The 22,491-nt window shown below is 41.6% G+C and carries 19 protein-coding genes; 13 read left to right on the plus strand and 6 right to left on the minus strand.

All coding sequences use genetic code 11. The features are described 5' to 3' along the window. Nucleotides 1–55: 55 nt before the first annotated feature. From HWV01_RS08340 to dsbD, 5 genes are all read left to right on the plus strand, one after another. Nucleotides 56–520 (plus strand): TlpA disulfide reductase family protein, encoded by a 465-nt coding sequence (locus tag HWV01_RS08340; protein ID WP_211674935.1) that lies wholly within the window; start codon nucleotides 56–58, stop codon nucleotides 518–520. Then, nucleotides 517–1,161 (plus strand): DUF4266 domain-containing protein, encoded by a 645-nt coding sequence (locus tag HWV01_RS08345; protein WP_211674936.1) that lies wholly within the window; start codon nucleotides 517–519, stop codon nucleotides 1,159–1,161. The genes HWV01_RS08340 and HWV01_RS08345 overlap by 4 nt, the downstream gene beginning before the upstream one ends. Nucleotides 1,162–1,266: 105 nt before the next feature. After that, entirely contained in the window at nucleotides 1,267–2,475 is a 1,209-nt protein-coding gene (locus tag HWV01_RS08350) for a DUF3570 domain-containing protein (RefSeq protein WP_211674937.1), read from the plus strand. Further along, nucleotides 2,465–3,340 (plus strand): FAD:protein FMN transferase, encoded by an 876-nt coding sequence (locus HWV01_RS08355; protein ID WP_211674938.1) that lies wholly within the window; start codon nucleotides 2,465–2,467, stop codon nucleotides 3,338–3,340. The genes HWV01_RS08350 and HWV01_RS08355 overlap by 11 nt, the downstream gene beginning before the upstream one ends. Then, nucleotides 3,337–5,214, plus strand: coding sequence for a protein-disulfide reductase DsbD (gene dsbD, locus HWV01_RS08360; protein ID WP_211674939.1), 1,878 nt, complete (start codon nucleotides 3,337–3,339; stop codon nucleotides 5,212–5,214). Before HWV01_RS08355 ends, dsbD begins: the two co-directional genes overlap by 4 nt. A 69-nt stretch (nucleotides 5,215–5,283) precedes the next feature. Here dsbD and HWV01_RS08365 read toward each other — a convergent pair whose 3' ends face one another. Both HWV01_RS08365 and HWV01_RS08370 read right to left on the minus strand, forming a co-directional pair. After that, a complete protein-coding gene (locus HWV01_RS08365; protein ID WP_211674940.1) occupies nucleotides 5,284–6,855 on the minus strand; it encodes a GTPase family protein in 1,572 nt (523 codons plus the stop codon). Continuing rightward, on the minus strand, nucleotides 6,842–7,939 hold the full coding sequence (locus HWV01_RS08370; RefSeq protein WP_211674941.1) for a YcjF family protein: 1,098 nt from the start codon (nucleotides 7,937–7,939) through the stop codon (nucleotides 6,842–6,844). The genes HWV01_RS08365 and HWV01_RS08370 overlap by 14 nt, the downstream gene beginning before the upstream one ends. A gap of 199 nt (nucleotides 7,940–8,138) precedes the next feature. Here HWV01_RS08370 and HWV01_RS08375 point away from each other — a divergent pair, with 199 nt between their 5' ends. Both HWV01_RS08375 and HWV01_RS08380 read left to right on the plus strand, forming a co-directional pair. Beyond that, the gene (locus tag HWV01_RS08375; RefSeq protein WP_211674942.1) at nucleotides 8,139–9,119 is read left to right on the plus strand and encodes a diguanylate cyclase; all 981 of its coding nucleotides are present in this window, start codon (nucleotides 8,139–8,141) and stop codon (nucleotides 9,117–9,119) included. Nucleotides 9,120–9,234: 115 nt separating this feature from the next. Then, on the plus strand, nucleotides 9,235–10,449 hold the full coding sequence (locus tag HWV01_RS08380; RefSeq protein WP_211674943.1) for a DEAD/DEAH box helicase: 1,215 nt from the start codon (nucleotides 9,235–9,237) through the stop codon (nucleotides 10,447–10,449). Between the two features lie 84 nt (nucleotides 10,450–10,533). On the opposite strand, the gene HWV01_RS08385 is transcribed toward HWV01_RS08380, so the two are convergent. From HWV01_RS08385 to HWV01_RS08395, 3 genes are all read right to left on the minus strand, one after another. Beyond that, nucleotides 10,534–11,307, minus strand: a complete 774-nt coding sequence (locus HWV01_RS08385) for an ABC transporter ATP-binding protein (RefSeq protein ID WP_211674944.1) — start codon at nucleotides 11,305–11,307, stop codon at nucleotides 10,534–10,536. After that, nucleotides 11,304–12,374 carry an iron ABC transporter permease gene (locus HWV01_RS08390; protein WP_211674945.1) on the minus strand — a complete coding sequence of 357 codons (1,071 nt, stop codon included), beginning with the start codon at nucleotides 12,372–12,374 and terminating at the stop codon, nucleotides 11,304–11,306. The genes HWV01_RS08385 and HWV01_RS08390 overlap by 4 nt, the downstream gene beginning before the upstream one ends. A gap of 74 nt (nucleotides 12,375–12,448) precedes the next feature. Then, entirely contained in the window at nucleotides 12,449–13,591 is a 1,143-nt protein-coding gene (locus tag HWV01_RS08395) for an ABC transporter substrate-binding protein (protein WP_249185483.1), read from the minus strand. Between the two features lie 526 nt (nucleotides 13,592–14,117). On the opposite strand from HWV01_RS08395, the gene HWV01_RS08400 reads away from it, so the two are divergent. The 5 genes from HWV01_RS08400 to HWV01_RS08420 all read left to right on the plus strand — a co-directional run bounded on the left by HWV01_RS08400 (nucleotide 14,118) and on the right by HWV01_RS08420 (nucleotide 20,275). Then, nucleotides 14,118–15,041: a GGDEF domain-containing protein gene (locus HWV01_RS08400; RefSeq protein ID WP_211674946.1), complete on the plus strand. Its 924-nt coding sequence runs from the start codon at nucleotides 14,118–14,120 to the stop codon at nucleotides 15,039–15,041. Between the two features lie 39 nt (nucleotides 15,042–15,080). Beyond that, complete coding sequence (locus HWV01_RS08405; RefSeq protein ID WP_249185484.1) at nucleotides 15,081–15,950, plus strand: FHA domain-containing protein; 870 nt, start codon at nucleotides 15,081–15,083, stop codon at nucleotides 15,948–15,950. 92 nt (nucleotides 15,951–16,042) lie between these two features. Then, entirely contained in the window at nucleotides 16,043–16,720 is a 678-nt protein-coding gene (locus HWV01_RS08410; protein ID WP_211674948.1) for an ABC transporter ATP-binding protein, read from the plus strand. A 28-nt stretch (nucleotides 16,721–16,748) separates the two neighbouring features. Further along, nucleotides 16,749–19,184, plus strand: a complete 2,436-nt coding sequence (locus HWV01_RS08415; RefSeq protein WP_211674949.1) for an FtsX-like permease family protein — start codon at nucleotides 16,749–16,751, stop codon at nucleotides 19,182–19,184. Beyond that, nucleotides 19,181–20,275, plus strand: a complete 1,095-nt coding sequence (locus HWV01_RS08420; RefSeq protein ID WP_211674950.1) for a lipocalin-like domain-containing protein — start codon at nucleotides 19,181–19,183, stop codon at nucleotides 20,273–20,275. Before HWV01_RS08415 ends, HWV01_RS08420 begins: the two co-directional genes overlap by 4 nt. Before the next feature lie 57 nt (nucleotides 20,276–20,332). Here the strand turns inward: HWV01_RS08420 and HWV01_RS08425 are convergent, their stop codons facing one another. Further along, on the minus strand, nucleotides 20,333–21,433 hold the full coding sequence (locus tag HWV01_RS08425; RefSeq protein ID WP_211674951.1) for a site-2 protease family protein: 1,101 nt from the start codon (nucleotides 21,431–21,433) through the stop codon (nucleotides 20,333–20,335). Between the two features lie 401 nt (nucleotides 21,434–21,834). Here HWV01_RS08425 and HWV01_RS08430 point away from each other — a divergent pair, with 401 nt between their 5' ends. Then, nucleotides 21,835–22,428, plus strand: a complete 594-nt coding sequence (locus HWV01_RS08430; RefSeq protein ID WP_211674952.1) for a type VI secretion system-associated protein TagO — start codon at nucleotides 21,835–21,837, stop codon at nucleotides 22,426–22,428. Nucleotides 22,429–22,491: the final 63 nt, after the last annotated feature.

Genomic DNA, 22,491 nt, shown 5'->3' on the forward strand with positions numbered 1-22,491 from the left:
GGGCTTAAGAATAATAATTCAAAAATTAGTTAAATTAATCGTATTAGAGGTACTTATGTTTAAAAAATGGCTTGTGGTGTTCACATTATTGTTGTCTAGCCAAGCGCACGCTTATCAACGAGGCGAAATGCTTTCTGCGGCCGCTCAGGAACAACTTGGGTTAAACCCCAATCGAGTGTCGTTAATTGATTTTTTTGCTGAGTGGTGCGTGTCTTGTCGTGCTGAACTGCCAGAAGTAAACCAGTTAGTGCCTTCATTGCATGCATTAGGGGTTGATGTTGTTGGTGTCGATGTAGATGAGAATGTGGCTGCTGGTATTGCATTTCAGAAATCGTTGGGAATCAAATTCCGCGTTGTTAACGATGCTGATCAAACGCTGGTTGATGATTTTCAACCGATTGGTATGCCGGCGCTGTATTACATTTACAAAGGCCAAGTGTTAAAGGTGCGTTATGGTGCGATTAATCATATTGGAGATGTCATTATGAGTGACTTGAAAGGTATGGGGCTAGGTCAATGAAACCTTATGCACAATTAACCTTACTGTCTTCTTCGCTGCTATTGACCTGTTTTGGTCTGCAAGCCGAAGTAACGACTACAGACCAAGACTCACCTTACCAAGTGACGGAGTCTATTTCTAATGTGGTTTACAAAAGCCAGGAAACAATCGCAGAAGTGTCGGCATCTTCTCGTCAGCATACAGCTGAAACACCGACAATCGTTGTGATCAGGCCTGTTAATGTGCAGAACCACCAGTCATCACAATCTGTTATTAGCGCGTTACCGAAAATAACGATGCCGGCAGTTATACCAAGCGTGTTACCAACAGTTATACCAAGTGCTTTACCAACCCCGATACCAAAAGTTTTACCCACAGTGATACCAGCACCGATACCTGTTTATCCTGTATTGAATGCATCGGTATTCCCCGAACCTGTGAGTAATGATGTAGATGAAGAACCTTCTTTGTTCTCGGCGATTAGTGACTGGTTTAGCGTTAAGCCTGTTAAACCTTGGCAAAAAGGGACTCTGGCGAAAAAATCCATGAAACCCGGTGGAGAAGTGCCTGAGTTTGATGTGTTTTCAGAAAAAGTATTTGCTTATAAACAAGGTTCGATTGGCGGTAATGGTGTCGGTGGTGGCGGCTGTGGCTGTAATTAAAAGCACCTTGTTCCGCGCGTAAATAGACGCTTGTTCTGTAGCTAGTGATTTAGACGGTATTGCTGATAAATCACAGTTGTAATCAATTAAAGATGAATGATAAAAATGAATATAAAATTACCGTTAACCCTACTTGGCCTTGCTGCTGGCTCTGTATCTGCTGCAGACCATGTATCGATCCATCATTTGAGTTTTGAAGAATACGGCGATAAGATCAAAGCCGGGGACAACATTCTCTCGCTAGAGAAGAATATTGGTTTGGATTGGACCATCACAGCCGAACTTGGTTATGACACTGTATCTGGAGCTTCACCAGCTTGGGTGCCGACAACGCCATCATCGGGTGTTATTGCGGGAAAACGTACGCAAGAAGCACAAGATAAGACGTCGGAAGTCATCCGTGCGGGTTATGACCCTTACCGCGGTAATTATGAGATGCGTCCCGTTGAGTTAGAGGATACGCGCTATTCTGCGGCAACAAATGTGACCTTCCGGGATAAAGACCGAGATGAATGGACTCTGGGCGTGAACTACTCACAAGAAGATGATTATAAAAGTATGGGCGCGAATGCGAAAGCCTTGCTCTATACAGACAGCAGTAAAAACCGTTCATTTAGCCTTGGTGGTTCAGTCCTTTCTGATCAGACATTGGCGTTTCAGGAATATCAAAATGGCGGCAATGAACAGCAATGGAAAGACATCTTTACATCAAGTATGGAAGTAGGGATGTCACAAGTATTCACTCCTAATTTGTATGCAACCTTTACGGCCTACGGCGGTTATAAAAGTGGTTATTTGAGCAATCATTATCTTACAGTATTACGTGAAGTCGATATTGATGATGACGGTAAAATTAGTGATGATGAAGTATTTTTGGCGCAAGACTCGCGCCCTGATACACGTATTTCTGGAGGGATTAATGTACAAACATTTTATAGTGTGACTGACCGTGTAGTTGTGCGTCCGCGTTATAAATTTTTCACCGATGATTGGGGCGTAATGTCGCATCAACTGGGTGGTAAAATGAGTATCAAAATCACGGATTGGTTAATGCTGGCGCCGGGTTATTCTTGGTATAGTCAGCAAGGTGCGAATTTCTTTATTGACCCAAAATCCAGCGATCCAACATTCGCCTCAACAGGTTATGCCACTACCGACATTCGTTTGGGTGATTTTAATGCCAATGCCTATGAATTGGGTATAAGCCTTAAATTATCAAGTAAATGGCGGATGAATGCATTAGCGGCTTATTATGAACAGAGTAATGGTTATGCTAGTCGCTGGTGGGCAGTAGGGGTAACATATGACTATTAAGCAATCTTATGTACATCGTTTTATGGCGATGACAGTACCTTGCGAAGCGACTTTGATTGCATCGGAAGCTGCGGAGTTAGCACGGGATATTGAAACTAATACACGCCGTTTAGAAGAAAAATTTAATTTCTATTCTGATACCTCAATGTTAACGAAAACGATTAACCAGCGCAGTGGTAAACGCGTGGTTATCGACTCTGAGACACTGGATATTCTAACTAAGGTGCGTGAGTATAGTATTGCGACGCAGGGGATCTTTGATATTACGGTTGGTACGGTCAAAACGTTATTGCAAAACAATGCTAAAACACGTGAACAGGTCTATCAAGATGCAGTACCTTATATGGGGTTATCGGCCTGGGATATAGAAGATAATATCTTGATCATGCATTTCCCTATTACGCAATTGGATCTCGGTGGGGTGATTAAAGAAGTCGCCGTTGATCAGGCGTTAGCCATTGCAGAGCAAGCCAGTAGTGGTGCGTTAATTAACTTTGGTGGTGATGTTCGTGCCTCGGGCTGTAAAGTGGATGGCAGTGACTTTGTGGTGGCAGTGGTTAACCCGCATGAACAGACGCAAGCGCTGTTTGCTTTACCACTACGTAATCAGGCACTGACTACATCAGCGCATTATGCAAGACGACAACAGTTTTCAGACCAAGAAAGTTCTCATATTCTCGCGTCACAAGATACTCACCAGCAGGTTATTTCAGTGACGGTTGTAGCTGATAGCGCATTGCAAGCTGGGATAATAAGTACAGCATTAACGATTAACCCTCGCTTAACGGTTCCCGAAGAAATTGGGTTTGCATTAGTTGATGAGCAGTTGAATGTTCATCAAAATACGGATTTTTTATTATCATGACGTTACTTTTTAAATTAAATGATGCAATGAAGCAGCTATGTATCATGTTGCTGCTGTTAACCAGTGTTAGCGCTATTGCGCAGACGCAAGCGAGCAGTCATGCTGAGTCTGAATTCCTTACGGTTAACCAAGCATTTCCATTTTCATCACAAGTATTAAGCGCTGAAGATGGCGATAAATTGGTATTAACGTTTGCGACCGAGCAGGGTTATTACCTTTACCACAAACGCTTTTCTTTCAATGTCACGAGTGGCAATGTTAGCTTGGCTAAACCACAATTTTCAATTGTCGCAGAACAAAAACAAGATCCTAATTTTGGTTTAGTGAAGGTTTATCATCAACCGCTAACGGTTACCTTGCCGTTTACGGGAAGTGGTAGTGTTAAGGTCCGCTACCAAGGGTGTGCTGATAGTGGTTTATGTTATTTACCACAGCGTAAAGTGATTGAACTTGAAGCTAAGGTGACCAATAGCTCGGTTATACCGTCTGTTGTTGAACCTATCAGTCCAGCGTCAAGCCAGTTGATGAGTGTGGCGGGGGCTTCAGCGAATGACAGCCAAAGTTTAGCGAGTATGTTAGCGGGGGCTGGACGAGCGCAAGCCTTGTTACTTTTCTTCGTACTTGGTTTAGGGCTTGCTTTTACCCCTTGTGTCTTGCCGATGATCCCCATTTTATCGAGCATCATTGGTGGTCAAGGCTCTGGCATGACGGGCTGGAAAGGTTTTTATATTTCGTTAGCCTATGTGTTGGGTATGGCATCAAGCTATGCACTGATTGGCGTGTTAATGGCGACGGTTGGGCAGGGCGTTAATATACAAGCGGCGATGCAACAAACCTGGTTGTTAGTGATATTTTCGGGTTTATTTGTATTGTTAGCACTGGCGATGTTTGGTGTTTATGAATTGCAATTACCATCGCGTTTACAGGTCGCATTAAATAACCAATCGCAACGCTTAACTGGGGGGAAGGCTATAACGGTATTTATGATGGGCGCTATTTCAGCCTTAGTGGTATCGCCTTGTGTATCAGCGCCACTGGCGGGGGCATTATTGTATGTTTCTACCACTCAAGATTGGTTGTTTGGTGGTGGTGTATTGTTCGTGATGGCATTAGGCATGGGCGTACCCTTGGTGATAATCGGTACGTCGGGTGGTAAATTCTTACCAAGCAGCGGCCCTTGGATGGTCCGTGTTAAACAAGGGTTTGGCGTAATGCTACTGGCGATCGCTATCTTACTTATCAGCCGGTTTGCTGCTCCGAGTGTGACTCTTGGATTGTGGGCATTACTTATGATCAGTTGTGCTATGTACATTCATAACATTACTGATATTCAAGCAAGTCGTTTGTGGTTACGTCATGTAGTGGTATTCGTATCCTTGGTTTACGGCGCTATGTTATTTGTGGGCATGATGACAGGCGCTGATGATATGGCTGATCCGCTGCAGCATATCACCCAGCGTAGCGCTATTAGTACGGGTTCTGAGAAAGACGCGCGACCGTTGTTTATGAAAACTGCGTCGGTACAAAATATTGATAATGCGATTAATAATCTGCAAGCGCCGAAAGTCGTGACTATGGTCGACCTCTACGCAGACTGGTGTACATCGTGTAAAGTGATGGAAAAACACGTGTTTTCAGACCCAAGTGTTGCTATAGCAATGACCGCAATTAATGCGCTAAAATTTGATATTACGGACAATACCAAGCCGCAATCAGAATGGATGGCGAAAGCAAAATTATTTGGACCGCCAAGTATGTTGTTTTTTGATGGTGACGGTAATGAAATTGAGCAATTACGTGTTGTTGGTGAGATGGATAAACAGCAGTTTTTAGCACACCTTAAATTAGTCGCTGAAGCGGTTCCGTTAAGTTAACTCAACTCAACTTAAGTATTCTGCATTACACATTAATACTGGGGGGAGTAGTTATCCTCCCTTCATTATTTAAATAAGGTTTTTAAACAAACTTTTCCCGCCTTTAAAGACACGTTTTAATTGTTCAGATGCACCGTTATTTCTCCCTTCTAAACGTTGACGATTACGTTGCACGTTAATGCTTTCATCCACATTATTGGCAATCAGTTGCGCTAGACTTTCCTGTCCCCACGTCTTCGATTCAGTTGAAAACGAAGTCGGGATGATAGTATCGAAGTTAAGTAACTTTTGGTTGTAATCAATCGCTTTGTTAATCGTCACTACTTTTGCTGAGTCAGACTGGGCTAAATCATACGGTGGCGACCATTCAGCCAAGGGTTTTAACTTATCCACTTGGTTTAAAATACCCGTGAACACAGGTCTTTTACGGTGTAAGTTATCTTTATGCGCGTAAAACTCATCTAAGCGAAGCATGAATTGACGATCAAGTTGCCGTGATGATTGGTTTGCTTTTAATACCCACAACACCATATCCGCATTGGTTACATGTTTAAGCACTGTTTTGCTGGTTTTTTCATTACCATCAAGGCCGGGTAAATCCACCAACTTTAGCACTTCAATATCACCCACTGCACAACTATAAACATGCACTTCGCTGGTGGAGGGCAGTGCGCTTACTTCTGCATCCAGCGCCCCTTTTATCGTGTTGATAAGCGACGACTTACCGGCACTGATTTGCCCGATTACCGCAATACGTAAGGGTTCAAGCTGCTCTGGCTGACGATTTTCATCTTCCTCTGCGATCGTGCTTTTGTTAATATCGCTTTCTGCAATAGAAAAACGGCCACTGTATAAATCAATTGAAACTGCCGCGACTTCTTGCAGAAACGCTCTTTTCATATTGAGCTGTAAATTTGCACCGACACTACCAGCCATATCCCCGAGTAACTTGTTACGCACTTCTTTCGCTATCGCTGCTGTGGGGTTGATGAATTGATAAACACGATACGCTTTACTGAGTAAGTCTGCGGCTTGCTTGCCGGTTTCAATTTGATCTTGATGATCATAAGCAAACTTTAAGTGTGAGACTTTAATACTTTCAACAAAGGGCACGTTTTCTTTGAGAATGACGCGATAGCGGCGGCTTACTTCCTCTAATAGCTTTAATCCGTCGGTGACTGAAAATTGAAAGTCAGCACGGGAAAATGCTTGAGCTGTGGTATTTGCGATAACAAGGCCGTGTGTTTTTAACGAGCCCCATTCATCATCTTCGGCGAGCTGCGTTTCAATCTTTTGGTTAAGACGTTGCCAAATGGCGTTTTCGGCATCAGACCAATCGGCAGAGGCTTTCACTAAGCTGTCTTCTGGGGTTCTTCCTTCAGATAAACGGTCTTCAGATATGAGCAATTCATCGGCTTTCAGTTGTGTTTTTCGACGTAATAGTAATAGGGGGATATAAGAGATGAGAAATGTAGCCACTAATACAATTGCAAACTGCAGGGTATAACCATATTGAATAATGGCGTATAAACCAAAACCACATAGTACAAGTATGGGCAGGAATACCGCTAATGTAAGTACTGTTGTTACACCCGCCGAGAGGTTATTAAGCTGTGCGAGACTATTTTTAACGCGTTTCATTTTTCGCTACCTCTTTAATATTTGATAGTGCGTCTTTGTATACCGTTTGCATGTCTTTATTCGACACCGTTTCCCCTTTGCTTTTGTGATACATGTATTTGCAAGCCGCACGGCCAATGGCATACGTAGATGCAAAACTGATCACGGCGGCAGATGCACTACCAATGGTTTGTCCGTAAGCAGGAATTAATTTTACTAATTGGCGAATACCGAACTTCGATGCATATTGGAAAGCAAAACCCGAACCTAAGGTCCCGATAAATTCTGCAAAAGCTTGTTTATTCCAATCGATACCGTATTGGTTAGCTAAACTGTGTAGCATTTTTGCCTGAATACTCGGCACTGCAACCAATCCAACAGCAGGAATTGCATCTGCTGCCCCAGCCGAACCTGCATACCAGAGTACTTCTGTTTTTAACGTTTGAAAATTAGCACTTTCTGTATCCGCGTGTTGTTGTACGTCGTTAAGCTGTTGGATAATTGGCAGTAATTCCGTTAGCTTATTTTTTAAAGCTGGAATGCCAAATGTGTCGCCGTCCGAGAGTTCAAAATCGACTTCAAGGTAGGGCAGTTCATCACCCCATATTTTTTCAAATTGCTGTTGGTTATATTGTACTGTTTTGGTTTGTTCATCAGCAGAGAGTTGTTTAACGGCTGTATGAATGATTAAAATCTGTTTGATTGAATTTTGTTTTTTAATCTTTTTTAGTGCATTAAGAACATCGCTTTGTTCCGGTTCTTCAGCTTTGGCTATGACAAGTAAAGCATGGCCTTGTTGCGCACTGATCTTAATATCCTCAGCCGGGTCGTAGTCCGCCTCTGATAATCCTCGCGTATCAAGGAAACGCAGTAAAGGGGTCGCTTTAGGGTAGCTGTAAGCGTGTGATGTCATTGTGCAAGGTTCGAAACCATTACCTACCTCAACATCACTATCGCCAGTAATCGTTTGGATCAATGACGATTTACCTGCGCCTGTTTTACCCAGTAACCATAATGTTGGTAAGTGCGTATTTTGATACTCGAATGCTTTTGATAAATTGGAATTTTCACTTGGATTGATGAATTCTTTAATGGCGTCAAGCATAACTTAAGGGCTCTTTGTGTTAATGGTGAAAAGGTATTGATTCATATTCGTTTAAACACTTATTTATAATATGACATAAACATCGAGTCATTTACCCATAATACGATTATTAATGCTTTAGTTAATAAAGCCGAGGTATATCTTTAATTGCTATTTTCAGCTTCAAAATGATTATTCTGGTATGAAAAGGAAGGTCACCATGATTGATAACCAAGCCTGTTTATCTCGTTCGCAGCAAAATATTATTGATCTCGATAAGTGGCAGCAAACCGTGGATCTGATTGCTGAATTGTTTGATTCTGAGTGTGGTACGATTGTGCAATTACGTCAAAATGAATTTAATGTGGTTGTTGCGAGTCAAAATGAAGACAATTTTCTGTCTCGTAATGACTCATGGCCATGGGACGTGAATAGTTTTTGTCGAAATATTATTGAAACCAAGCAAGGGGTGAATATACAAGATGCGAAGCTCGCCCCTTACTGGACATCATCGCCGCTTGTGGTGGAAGGTAAAGTTCGTTCTTATTGTGGCTTACCTATATTTTGGCCTGGTGGTGAATTGTTTGGCACTATCTGTATTATTGATACCAAAAAAACGAAGAATTCATCAGCGCTGCTTAAGGTACTGGCACAGTTTTGTCGGTTAATTACCGCAGATTTACAAATGCTACGTGATTGTCAGAAGATCCGTGAGCTAGCATTAACGGATGAATTAACCGGTCTTTATAACCGCAGAGGGTTATCTTTTCTTGGTGAACAGCGCATTAAAGACGCACGACGGGCAAAGCAGACGATTGGTCTTGTTTACCTTGATATTGATAATTTAAAGAAAGTTAATGATAAACAGGGTCATCAAGTGGGTGATCAATGTATTATCAACCTTGCTAACGTATTAAACGTACATGGTCGGGAAAGTGATATTATTGCGCGTATAGGCGGTGATGAGTTTATCATTATGACGTCGTTTAATGATGAATGTATTCATGATGCACAATTAAACGTGCTTTGTTCACGTATACTAGGGTGTTATAACTTTGCAGCATCAGAATTCGATGTCGGTGGCGTAACATCGGTTAGTTATGGTTACCAAACATTTAATAATGGACAGATAACAGTGCTTGAAGACATGATTGAGCAAGCGGATAAGCGCATGTATAGAAATAAACGCAGTAAACGTTAAATTATCCCGCTAGTCCTCGCTTCGTGTTAGAATGCACGCCAATATCCAACTGTTACTTATTCCAATCCTAACAGTTTACCTATTTTACTTATTTATCAAATACCTGAGATTACAAATGCCATTTTCTAAGTTTGGATTAAACAAATTAATTACCCAAGCAGTAGCTGAGTTAGGCTACGAGCAACCAACGCCGATTCAACAAAAAGCAATTCCGGCTATTTTATCGGGTAAAAACCTGATTGCAGCAGCGCAAACAGGAACGGGTAAAACAGCAAGTTTTGTATTACCACTATTACAAATGTTCAGCCACAAACATACACTACGTGCTAAACGTATTCGTGCGCTGATCTTAACACCAACTCGTGAACTGGCAGTTCAGGTAGCAGAAAACGTTGAGCAATACGGTAAAAATTTACACCTTACATCTATGGCGATGTACGGTGGTGTTGATATGGAACCACAAAAACAACGCCTTATTGAAGGTGTTGATATTCTAGTTGCGACGCCTGGTCGTTTATTAGATATGGCTCATCAACGTGCGCTTCACTTTGACGAACTAGAAGTACTAGTTATCGACGAAGCGGATAGAATGTTAGACATGGGTTTTGTTAACGATATCAACAAAATCATCGAGCGTTTACCGCAAGAACGTCAGAACTTACTGTTCTCAGCTACTTTGTCTAGTCAAGTACGTTTCTTGGCAAAAACAGCAATTAACTATGCAATGGAAATTTCGATTGAACCAGAGCATACAACTGCACAACAGATTGACCAGTGGTTAACTGTTGTTGATAAAGATGTGAAATCGGCATTGCTTAGCCACATGATTATTGAAAATGACTGGAAGCAAGCGTTAATCTTTATTGAAACAAAACGTGGTGCAGCCAAGTTAGTAAGCCAACTTGAAAAGCGTGGCATTAAAGCTGAATCATTCCACAGTGGCCGTAGTCAAGCGATGCGTGAGCAGTTACTAGCAGAATTTAAAGCCGGTGATCTTGGCTTACTTGTTGCTACTGGTGTTGCTTCTCGTGGTATTGATATTGATGATTTAGACCGTGTAGTAAACTACGATTTACCTGAAGAAGCAGCAGATTATGTTCACCGTATTGGTCGTACTGGTCGTGCTGGTGCAGCAGGTGAAGCGATTTCATTTGTTTCTCGTGATGATTTCCGTAACTTATGCGCTATCGAACAATTACTAGACCATGTTATCGAACGTAAAGAAGTTGAAGGTTTTGAAGCGAAAGTTGGTATCCCTGAGTCTATCTTAGGTTATGTACCTAAACGTTCACAACCACCACGTCGCCGCCGTCCAGCGAAGAAAAAATAGTACTTAAATAATTAAGTGTAAATAAAGACGATAAATAAAAAAGCGACTCTTAGAGTCGCTTTTTTTTAGATTAGTCCTAAAACATTAACCAGCTAACTGAGCATCAACATACAAATAACCGCCTGATGTTAATTCTAACGAGGTTGTTACTTTGTAGGCTTCAGCCAATACTGATAACCCGAGTACGTCCTCAGGTTCTCCTTGAGTTTTTATCCGGCCATCACTTAATAGAGCCAGTTGATCACAAAATTTAGCGGCTAGATTCAAATCATGTAATGCTGCTACCGTGATTATTTTTTTGGTGATAGTAAGTTCTTTGACTGCAGATAGAATCGATAATTGATAGTGTAGATCTAAGGCACTGGTTGGTTCATCGAGAAGAATAACTTCGGGTGAACGTACTAAAATTCTTGCCATCGCGACCATTTGCTGTTGACCGCCACTTAAATCACAAATATCCCTATCGGCTAATGCTGAGATAGAAAGTTGTTCTAAGATTGTGGATACTTGAAGTAAGTCAGTTTGTTTTACGCGCCAGGCTGATTGGTGCTTTAATGACAATAAAATACTTTCAAATACAGTCAAAGATACATTAGAGTGAAAAGATTGCGGTAAGTAGGCAATTTTTTTCGCTCGCTCTTTTCTGCTTAATGTTGATATATCTACATCATTCAAAAAAATACTTCCGGATGATGGTTTTACCAATCCAGCAATAGCCTTGAATAATGTCGACTTTCCGGCTGCGTTGGGACCAAGTAAGCAGGTGAATGATCCTGTGTTTAAACTTTCGATAGAAGCATTTTTTAATACTTCATTACTGCCATAATTAACATTCAAATTATTTAGCACTAAACTCATTCGAATCGCTCCTTTGAATTACGGATTATAATAATCAAGAATACGGGTACGCCGATAAGTGCAGTGATGATACCGACTGGATAAATAATACCCGGTGTCAGCGTCTTACTGACAATCGATGTGATCGACAACATGGTTGCTCCAAGCATCGCTGATAAAGGTAAAAAATAGCGTTGATCTTCACCGACTAACATTCTTGCAATGTGCGGTCCGACTAGCCCGACAAAACCAATAATACCGACAAATGCTACCGCTGTTGCGGCTAATAGAGAGATGCAAATAAGGATCTCTATACGTAGTCGTTTGACATCTACCCCCATACTTATTGCACTTTCATCACCAAGGCGAAGGGCTGTAAGTCGCCAGGTTCGAGACATACAAAATGGCAGAACAATCACCATCATTAACGAGCCCATGCTGAGCTGCTGCCAACTAGCACGTCCGAGAGAGCCTAACATCCAAAACACAATACGTTGTAACTGGGTTTCTGATGCAGAATATTCCATCATTGCTAACAGTGCATTAAAAGCAAAAAATATCGCAATACCAAATAACACTATGGTCTGTGTACCAACGCCTTTAATGCGTGTCATTCCTAACAGTACAGCGCAAGTACAAAGTGCGAAGATAAAGGCATTTACAGTCACCAATAGAGAGCCGACATTAGGGGCTAACCCTACGCCCATCACAATAGCAAGTGCAGCACCAAAGCTGGCAGCAGACGAAATACCTAAGGTAAAAGGTTCTGCCAGTGGGTTGTTTAAGATAGTTTGCATCAGAGCGCCTGCCATACCAAGCATCGCGCCAACGACCAGTGCGGTGAGCGCTACAGGCATGCGGTAGTCCCAGATAATCACCTCAAGCTTAATGCCGTGTGACGTTTTGTCCCAAATGACATCTAATACGGTTGCTAGAGGAAAATTGCCCGGGCCAGTGGCAATATCAACCAAGACACTTAAAAGTAATAATCCCGAAATTAATCCGATGAGACGAATTTTTTTTATCGAACGTTTCTGGTATTGATTCGTGGCGTTTAAACCGTTATCTATATAACTTAATTGGCGCATTTTAGACCTTTCTATAACAAAGGACGAGCTATGCTGATAGCTCGCCATATATTGAAACTAATTTAATTTTATTGTTAATCTAGTTTCGTCCAAAAAACACCGGTTAAATCAATGGGCAAGAATTTATCGTGTAATTCTTTGAAATTAGCCTGAGGGTTTAAGTCTTTAAAATCCTCGGGGTAAAACCATTTTGCAAAGGTTTGTAGGGCGATAAAGTGATAAGGGCTGTTATAAAATTGATGATAAATAGAGTAAAACTCTTTATTTTTAACCGATTTTAGTGCGGACCAACCTTTACGCTCTGATAGTGCTTTTAAGCGTTTTTGTGCCAATGCCTCTGTGGCTTCGTAACCGAATAACACTGCCGCTGTATTTGGATTAGCCTCAGCCCAGTTGGCTCCGGTACCAATAATGATATCTGGATCATCAGTGAAAAGCGCTTCAGGATTGACTTTACCAGAGTAACCTGGGAATTTACGACTTCCCCAGTTAATACCGCCAGCTTCATCAATTAGCTTACCTAAATTAGCATTACCGAACGTACTACAACATGCATCTGCATCGTAACCTGCAGCTTTCTCAATAAAAACAAGCGGGCGTTCTTCTAGTTTCTTTGTCTGTACTACGCTGCTTACTTTACGCATTTGTTGAATATAGTAATCAACAAATTCGTTGGCTTGTTTTTCTCTATTTAGTACCTTACCTAAGAGTAATAGACTGGGAATTGTATTTTGTGTCGGGCGTTGACGAAAATCGACAAATACAACTTTAATACCAGCTTTATCAAGTTTTTTTAGTAATCCACTTTCTTGTGCTTTTAGTAAATTACCTAAATTTAGGATAAAAAGATCGGTATCTAAAATAATGAGCTTTTCTAAGTTTAAATCGCCAGAATAGGGGCTACCTAGATTGGCTATTTTGGTTATTTCGGGAAATTTTTCTTTGTATTTTCTATAAGCATCAGGATCATACTTAATCAGATCATCTTTCCAACCAACGACCCGAGATAAGGGGGCTTCTTTATCCAAAACGGCAAGCGAGTAAGCTAAACGACCTTCACCTAAAACAATATGGTTAACTTTTTCGTTGTCAATGCTCACTTGACGACCCGCAATATCCGTTACCGTGACAACTTCTGCCTGCAAGTTAAAAGCACTGCCTAATAATATGCACAGCAAACTCTTTTGCGCGATTTTAAGATTAAAACCTAACATCATTTTTCTCCGCTTGTTAATGATTGGGCTGCATAATACTCAAAATATGATAAGTAGTAAATACAAATGGTAATGATTCTCATTGTCGATTGATATTTGGCAAATAGCAATCACAGATCGTAATTTTATTATGCAGATGTAAGCCTGTATCAAAAAAATCATTTGTGAATTGTATTCATGCTGGATTTATAACTGTTAATACGTTATGGGGCTGAATTACGGTGCTTAAGTTTGGGATGGGATAAGATAAGTGTATTAAGAGCGTCGCTTTGTTTTCTTCGTTATTTTAAATCTAGAAAATACATGTAATTTAGTAGCTTATTACAAGTGTAATAATTGTAAGTGTAATAAGCTGTAATATTTTTTAGATCTCAAAAGTGGTAATCTGGATTTAAACTATTTATATAGTTTGCTTTTTGGCAACTGGTATAAAAACAGTGATGAGTCCCGTTATTATTTTAATAATAACCCGAGTAAAGTCAGATGCTTAATATGACTGACTTGAAAATAGAAGTTGGTGATAATAGTAATGACAGCACACACTTGGTTATCGTATAAGTTATTTAATCTTAGCCTCACACACCCGCTATTGTTAAATATGCTGATCAAATCAAAAGTAGCAGAAAGAGCCTATGTCAATTTAGCGAGTAAATTACAATCCAGTCTAGATCCTGAAGTCTTATTGGCTATTTTTAAGCAAAGCGTCCGTGAATATATACCTCTCTGTAATCTTGAATTTCATACTGGAGGTCATATTTTGACAGCTGAAATATCTGCTCCCGATAATGTTAATTTAAGGTTAGATTTATTTAATAACGACTATGTTTTTGGTCAGTTAGAGTGCGACTTAGAACAACGTCTAACCATGGTACAACAAGCGTTATTAACCCAGTTGTCTAAGGTGTTGAGCAATCCATTATATAATGCGCTGGAATATCAGAAAATGAAATTACTGGCATTCAAAGACAGCTTGACAGGGCTCGCTAACAGAAATAAATTTGAGCATTGTTTTCAACAATTATCCGAAAATAGTCATAAAAAACAATTGGACTTATCATTACTTATCATTGATCTTGATGGCTTTAAACGGGTCAACGATAAATATGGCCACCAAACTGGGGATCTTGTGCTAGCCAATTTTGCGCAACTATTATTGAAGTTCAGTAGTGAACGAGTACAAATTTTTCGATTCGCTGGAGATGAGTTTACTATTTTGATTAATGGTGTGGATAAACATTTCATTTCATGCTTTGCACAGGGGATTCAAAATGCGGTAACCATAAACCATTCATTATCCGAGTTTAATCTATCTTGTAGTATCGGCAGTGCCGAATTTCAATGTGAAGATACATTGGATACCTTGTTTGCTCGTGCGGATAAAGCGTTGTACAGAGCTAAAGCGAAAGGGCGAAACCGTGCTGAATTGGCTGCTGGCACAGAATTATGTATGTAACGGATACGATTAAATTAATAATTATAGATGGAATTTTTTATGGCAAAAATTATCAATATTAATACTGAAGAGAAAGTTACGTTGATGCCACAGCATCTCTTTGGTAGGCAGTTTAATGCTCCACACTCATTATTGTTCGAGCCAGATAGTTCTTGTATGCATGCAACAATTTTTTGGAATGGGAGTGTGTGGGTACTGCAAGATTTGAGTAGTAATGGTACTTATGTTAATGGCAAACGAATTCACGGAGGACGTGAGTATCATTTACATCTGGATGATTTGATTAATTTCGGCAGTCTGTCCGGAGAAGCATGGCGTATTGTTGAGCTGTCTTCGCCAAATAGCTTATTAATATTGGTTACACTTGGGTTACCGACTATGGTGCCAAAAGTGACTGAACTGGTTAGTCGACGAGCACAAGTTTGGCTTTTTATTGGAGCCAGTTCTACAGCTGAAAGGTTGCAGAATGATGTGTCTGATCTTGAAACTGTTGAACAAGTATCAATACAATTCATGGTTAGTCAAAATGAAGAACATGTTGCGATGAAATTAACGATGGGTGGCCAGGTGTTCGATCTAGGGCAACGTAATCATCACTATTTACTGTTAATCCTGGCTAGAAAGCGTCTCGATGACGCTATTAAAGGGGTGAGGGCTGATGAGCAAGGCTGGATTGATAAAGAGTTACTGAGCAAGATATTGGGGCAGAGTGAGAACCATATCAACATTCAAATATATCGTTTCCGTAAACAAATCGTTCAGTTACTGTCTAACTCATCTAGTTTACCGCAAGCTATTGAACGGCGGACAAGAGAAATTCGCTTTGCTTATGACAACGTGAATATCATTGGTGGTGCAGAGGTTGTTCCAACTAAAGGTACATCAACCGCTAGACTTAAGAGAAGATAATTAAACAATATAATTTATCAATCGTGTGTCGTTAATATTAGCGACACAAGCAAAGTGATATCTTTCCTGTGAAAGTTCAAAAAGGAGTAACAGTGCCATTAACCATTGAGGCTCTTAGCCACCAGGTTTCGGACGGCCATGGCCAGCGAAAGTTGTTGTCAGATCTATGCTTAGCCGTGGGCGAAGGGGAATGTATTGGCCTGATGGGGGACAGTGGCAGCGGTAAAACTACCTTACTTAATCTTATTGCTGGGTTAGAGCCGATACAGCAAGGACAGATCACGTTTGCAGGGGTTGAACTGACACAGGCGAGTGAACAGCAGCTCAGTGAACTGAGAAAGAAACAGTTAGGAATCATTTTTCAACAATATAATTTATTATCGAGTTTGTCGGTTCAGGACAATATTGCTTTTAGTGCCCGTTTGGCTGGGCGCTACGATACTGCTCTGTGTTATAACTTGGCCCGACAGTTAGACATCCACTCTTTATTAAATCAATATCCTTCGACGCTTTCTGGTGGCGAGTTACAACGTGTGGCGATTGCCAGAGCGATGAGTGCACAACCTAAATTATTACTTGCCGATGAGCCAACGGGTAATCTCGATGACGATAATAGTAGCCGTGTCGTGGCATTGTTAGTTAAATTAGCTAAATCCCACAATACCGCACTCGTACTGGTTACGCATAGCTATAACGTTGCGGCCAAAATGGATAAGATCTATCAATTAGCAGATGGTCAGCTAAGCTTAATCAACCACGTCTATAAATAGAGATAATCGAGTTGGGGCGGTAGAGACGATGACGGATAGTAATGTTATTAGTTTCATCCGCAGAGTAGACCGGCAAGAATTGTGGCTGGCATTACAAACCCAGATAGCAGAATATAATCATCATCGCTTACTACATTTGGGTTTAATTTTCAGCTTAGCCATCGCTACCAGCACCTTGCTTTGTATTCTGGTCTTAAATCATGCGAGCAAACAACAATATAACCAAGCCAATGCACAGTTAACGAGTCCTATCGGTTTTTATATTGTCGCTGAGCAAGGTGGTCGAGTGAGTAAGAGTGACTTTGCTCACTTGCGCAGACAAGGCTTCACTCACATTACGCCAGTATTAACATTTCGAAAGAATCTTGCGAATGGCGAACGTTTGAAGTTCCTTGCTATTGATATGCTAGGGCTGAGTATTGCTAATCCTGCCCAATTCAATCATCAAGCCGTTTTGTTCACTAAAGCGCATTTGGCGTCACTGGATGTTGATATCGATATCAACCCCGACGTTAATTCTGTATTGATATTGGCTGACAAAACCCCCATTCCCATTCGTTTAACCACAAGCGAACAATGGGGTCGGGTTGCACTGCTTGATATTGCACTCGCTTGGCAGTTATTTCCCCAGCAGATTGATTTCAGCGCGTTAATGGTGGCGCCATTGACAGCATCACAGAAGCAGGCGTTAGAGGCTGTATTGCCCGCGCATTTATCCCTCAATGAACCTTGGTCATATCAAGAACGCAGTGGATTTGCCGATGCGCTGCACCTTAACTTAATGGCATTGGCTGTTTTAGGATTTATTGTCAGTATGTTTATTGCGTTTCAGGCTGGTGAGCAGGCTTGGCATAAACGTGCTGAATTAGCGATGCAGTTACGTTTGTTGGGGGTTGCACTATATACGATAAAAATAGCCATGTTGCTTGAAGCGTTATTTCTGGTGTTTGTTGCCAGTATTGTCGGGGTATTGATTGCAGTCGCGCTAGTGACCGTATTATTGCCCTTGCTGGGACTCACGTTTAGTCAGCTTTATTCACTGAATATGAGTGGTCACTTTGCTTGGCAATGGCAATACGCATTATGGGCGCTGCTTATTTCATCCGTTGCGGTATTACTGGCATTAGCAAAGCAATTTAAGCGGATCAGTACTGCTCATGTTACTTTTACTACAAGCACGGTAAAAGGCTACCTTCCTCGATTGGTCACGTTAGCGGGAGCGGTTATTCTATTGCTGTTATTTATCGGGTGGCCGAGCCAAAGTTGGTACCAGATCATGGTTAAGTATGGCCTGTTATTGATCGCGAGTGTGCTGTTTTTACCCCATTTTTTACAAGGCATGTTATTTCTAAGTGGGCTGGGTGTGACGTCTTTTGGATTTAACTCTTTCCGGGTTAACTATATTTTTCAAGATGCCAGTAATCAGATTAGACGACGTTACTTACCCCTAGCGGCTTTTTATCTCGCGTTAACAACCAGTATTGCTGCCGCTTTAATGGTACACAGTTTTGAGGGGGCGTTTGTGCGCTTTCTTGATCAACAATTAAGTGCAGATTTGCTTATCCGTTATCATCATGGCCAAAAACCACAGGTGGAAGATTGGCTGCAAAATAACAATGATATTGATGAATATACTCTGCATCAGCATACTTGGGCGAGGATAGAGAGTGACGCCGTTAAAGTATCCAGTTATCAGTCACCCCAACAGCTGTCATCGCTATTATTAAAGTCGTTATCGACTAAGATTAAGCAGGGGTGCTTTATCAATGAACAGCTCGCGCTTAAACGCCAATTGGCCGTTGAACAATTAATTCATTTTCATCAGGGAGAGATGCAATATAGCTGTCATATTCAAGGTATTTATTATGAATATGGCTATCCGGGTTTTTCACTGACGTTAGATACCGCACAAGCTAATCGGTCATTTACGGGCTGGATTTATAGTGGTTTCGGTGTGTATTTTCGTTCCGGTACTGTTATCGATAAACAAGCTGTGGGCTTGGCGTTGGGGTTGGCTGATGATCAAATATATGCGCCCTCACAAGTAAAAAAAATAGCGCTGAAGGTATTTTCACAGACCTTTATATTAACGCAGTTGATCGCGGTTATATTATTGGTGATTGCTTGTTTTGGCCTGTTTCTATCGGCTAATGGTTTAGAGCTGGCACGTAAAGCCGATTTATACATTTTGTGCAGCTTGGGTTATAGCAAGGCCGATCTGTTTGTTCATATGCTGATGCAATGGTGCTTACTTGCTGTGGGCTGCGTACTTTTAAGCTGGCCAATCGCCACAATATTAGCCCATGCATTGGTGAGTCAGGCATTACCAGCTTCTTTTGGTTGGTCAATGCCACTGATGTTCAATGTGGGGTCCTTTGCTGTCAGCAGCATATTCGGATTGTTATTCTTATTGCCAGCACTCGGTATTCCGCTGTTTAAATTGAATTTAAGGAGTCGCAGATGAAACCACGTAAAATGTTTAAATTGTTCGTGTTTGTAGTATTAGTCGTACTCTTATTATTATCCTGTGGCGAACAAGTCAAAACATTACCTGAGCTGAATAAAAGTCCGCTTAAAGTCGGAGAAGGTGAGGAACTACAATATGCGCAGGCCTTACCTGAGCATCAGTTTCGTTTTCCTCAAGCACATTCGCCACATAAAGATTATCGCCATGAATGGTGGTACTTAACGTCTAATTTAAAGAGTGACACGGGAATACGTTTTGCTACGCAATGGACGTTATTCCGTACCGCGGTTAATCAGGCGCAGTGGTATTTTGCTCATGGTGCGTTGGCGGATACTAAGGTGCACCTTGCTGCCTTTCGTCAGGGAAGGGAAGAGTTTGCTAATGTGGCTATTACTGAGCAACCTTTTTCTGCTGCAATTGATGATTGGTTATGGCAGTCGTCGGCGGCATTATTACCTGCGCAGCTCAGTTATGGGTCTGCGCGTACCGATAATGAAGCGTGGCAGGTAAAATTATCGCTAGTGACTGCGAGTCCATTTTTTCTGCAAGGTGAGCAGGGCTATAGTAAAAAGCATCAGCGTGAGGCGATCGCTAGCCATTATTATTCTCAGCCCTTTATCGACGTAGAAGGTGAAGTATTATGGCAAGGACAATGGCTCAATGTGACTGGTTCAGCTTGGTTTGACCGCGAGTGGGGGTCGGCAATGCTCGCGCAAGATCAACTGGGTTGGGATTGGTTTTCTTTACGTGTATCAACAGATAAAGCCTTGATGATTTACCGTATTCGCTCTTCTGAACAGGATTTTATCTATGGTAGTTTGATGCATACTAATGGCGCTATTGATATTCTTGATGCGAATAATATTAAGTTGGTCAGTCATGTTAACGACAGGCTAGATTATCCCTATGCATTTGACTTACACGTAGAAAAACAAAGTATTGGTTTAAATGTTGATTTACGCGTGGCTGTGATTAATCAGCAGCAGATCATGCGCTTTGGTATTGAATATTTTGAGGGGATGGTCAGTTTTAAAGGTTCTCATGACGGAGAGGGATTTGTGGAAATGACGGGTTATGTAAACGAGTGAACAATGAAGCCCATTGCAGAAAATCAAGTCGCAATGGGCTGGTGGCACCGCTGGTAATTAGCTTTGTAATATCTGCAGTGGTAAGGAGAGTAACTCATCGCCCATACCGGCAAAGTACCAAATCACGCCAATAAGCGCGCCTACTGTCGCCATATACCAGATAGCGGAAAACAGCTGCCCGTATTTGTCGAGGGGTAATAGATGGCTTTGATGACGGCTACGCCATTCAAATACGATCTCGACGCTACCAATTAACAGCATGAAGCCAAGCAGGGCCAAGCCTAAGCTATAGCTGATGAATATCCCGGCCACTGCCCCTGCGATACAAGCAACTAGGCCTACGACGCTGTTCATCGAAAAGCTAATGCTTTTGAGGATGTGGCCACCATCGAGCGGTAAAATCGGTAACAAGTTAAATAGATTCAGCAAGGCGTTAAAGCTGGCCAGTCCGGCAAAGAATATTTCCCCTGTTAGCCAGTAGGCGACAAGAGACAGCAGCGACATGATCAAGCCAAAGGTGGGGCCCATAATCGAGATCACCACATCTTGCCAACGGGTATTAATCTTATCATCACCTAATGCTAACCCGCCCATAAACGGGATCAGGTAAATGCCTTTGGTCTTCATACCAAAGTATTTCATGGCTTTAACATGGCCGTATTCATGAAACACCAGGCAAGCAATCAAGGCGAGGGCAAACTGCCATGAAAATAGCCATGAATAAGCAGCCAGGCTGGCGCCGGCCAGCACTACCTTGATAACCTTGGCACTCTTCAATAACTTTAACGCCAGCGAGCCTAAACCAATTAAGCTAAACTTTTGCTTTGCGGCAACCGGATGTTGCGGGGTTTGCCGTTCAATATCTTTTGTGTCGCGCTGGCCTTGGTTAATGAGCTGTTCATCAACATACAAGGCATAGTCTATTTTAAAGGGTTGCCAGAGTAGCTCGGTGGTGAGCTTTATAAGGATGCTGGCTGGTGGTTGCGTATCATCGCGGTGTTGGTTGAGTTCAAATTCATGGGTTTTACTGCCCTCATTGTCACTAGAGGCGTTGATCACCGACACGAGTTTGTCGTCCCAAAATACTTGTTGCCAGCCTGCTAGCGAGCCTTCTAGCCGCAGCGATTTGCCAAGGCAGTCAATGTTTAATAATTCCAAGTTAAGCCTTTATATCTATGCGGTCGTGATGCCGAGTAATAGAGTTTAAGTTACTGTCGTGACAGTATGTTTGCCGACGGCAGAGTATAGCAAAAAGTATAGCAAAGAGAAAAACGCGATAACAGTACCAGCTGAATGGATTTGCTCGACGTTATCTGTACGTGAGGACTATTGTTCTCATTTGGTTAGTTGCCTTTTGGTCATGTCTTTTGCAATTGTTGCAGGCTTAGATTCGAGGTCGTAAACTTATCTGATGACAGGTTAAAGTAAGCAGAAATGCGGCGTACCGCACGAGAGTAATCATCAATAGTCGCTGGCCGTTTACCTTGCAGCAATAAATTGGTAAGGTATTGTTCATAAAGAGTATTAAAGCGTTAAGCATCGCAAGGATAGAGCTGAAGATGATGAGACAAATTTTACTGGTAGCAGCCTCACTGTTGTTGGCTGCAAACGCTAGCGCTACAATCACTGAAAAAGAATATGCTAAATGCGCTATTGTTGAAGGGGATCTGGTTAGACTTGAGTGTTTTGATAATTTGGCTGTAGCTAAAAAGCTTAATGTCCGTCAAGTTAAACCAGCGTCGTTCGTGGGCAAAGGAAAGTGGTATGTATCCGTAGATGGTTCTAAGGCCATCACATTGACTTTGAATGCTGATTCTGGAAAAAACCGATGGGGTAAACCGGTTTCTCTGGTTGTAAGGTGTAAAAATAATACAACAGATCTCTATATTGGCTGGAACGACTATCTTGGTCTCGAAGCTTCGGTTCTGACCCAAGTCGGTACGCATAAAGCAATGACTCAAAACTGGAGTATGTCTACTGACAAAAATACCACATATCACAACGAGCCAATTCCTTTCATAAAAGAGATGCTTGATTCTCCTAAGTTAGTGACTCAAGTAACGTTGTACAATAAAAGCGCCATTACAGCTGTTTTCAATACCTCTGGTTTAGAAAATATTATAAAGCCGCTTAGAGAACGTTGTGGCTGGTAATTTGTATCAATAACTTAGTGTGATTATTCAGCAACGGATGACGCTGCTGAGTTTGCGATACTT

It is taken from the genome of Moritella sp. 5, assembly GCF_018219455.1.
GTDB lineage: Bacteria > Pseudomonadota > Gammaproteobacteria > Enterobacterales > Moritellaceae > Moritella.

Coding starts and splice junctions, on each gene's coding strand:
- HWV01_RS08340 (WP_211674935.1), top strand. CDS start 56: ATGTTTAAAAAATGGCTTGTGGTGTTCACATTATTGTTGTCTAGCCAA.
- HWV01_RS08400 (WP_211674946.1), top strand. CDS start 14,118: ATGACAGCACACACTTGGTTATCGTATAAGTTATTTAATCTTAGCCTC.
- HWV01_RS08420 (WP_211674950.1), top strand. CDS start 19,181: ATGAAACCACGTAAAATGTTTAAATTGTTCGTGTTTGTAGTATTAGTC.
- HWV01_RS08370 (WP_211674941.1), bottom strand. CDS start 7,939: ATGCTTGACGCCATTAAAGAATTCATCAATCCAAGTGAAAATTCCAAT.
- HWV01_RS08365 (WP_211674940.1), bottom strand. CDS start 6,855: ATGAAACGCGTTAAAAATAGTCTCGCACAGCTTAATAACCTCTCGGCG.
- HWV01_RS08430 (WP_211674952.1), top strand. CDS start 21,835: ATGATGAGACAAATTTTACTGGTAGCAGCCTCACTGTTGTTGGCTGCA.
- HWV01_RS08395 (WP_249185483.1), bottom strand. CDS start 13,591: ATGATGTTAGGTTTTAATCTTAAAATCGCGCAAAAGAGTTTGCTGTGC.
- HWV01_RS08355 (WP_211674938.1), top strand. CDS start 2,465: ATGACTATTAAGCAATCTTATGTACATCGTTTTATGGCGATGACAGTA.
- HWV01_RS08385 (WP_211674944.1), bottom strand. CDS start 11,307: ATGAGTTTAGTGCTAAATAATTTGAATGTTAATTATGGCAGTAATGAA.
- HWV01_RS08345 (WP_211674936.1), top strand. CDS start 517: ATGAAACCTTATGCACAATTAACCTTACTGTCTTCTTCGCTGCTATTG.
- HWV01_RS08375 (WP_211674942.1), top strand. CDS start 8,139: ATGATTGATAACCAAGCCTGTTTATCTCGTTCGCAGCAAAATATTATT.
- HWV01_RS08350 (WP_211674937.1), top strand. CDS start 1,267: ATGAATATAAAATTACCGTTAACCCTACTTGGCCTTGCTGCTGGCTCT.
- HWV01_RS08390 (WP_211674945.1), bottom strand. CDS start 12,374: ATGCGCCAATTAAGTTATATAGATAACGGTTTAAACGCCACGAATCAA.
- HWV01_RS08380 (WP_211674943.1), top strand. CDS start 9,235: ATGCCATTTTCTAAGTTTGGATTAAACAAATTAATTACCCAAGCAGTA.
- HWV01_RS08405 (WP_249185484.1), top strand. CDS start 15,081: ATGGCAAAAATTATCAATATTAATACTGAAGAGAAAGTTACGTTGATG.
- dsbD (WP_211674939.1), top strand. CDS start 3,337: ATGACGTTACTTTTTAAATTAAATGATGCAATGAAGCAGCTATGTATC.
- HWV01_RS08415 (WP_211674949.1), top strand. CDS start 16,749: ATGACGGATAGTAATGTTATTAGTTTCATCCGCAGAGTAGACCGGCAA.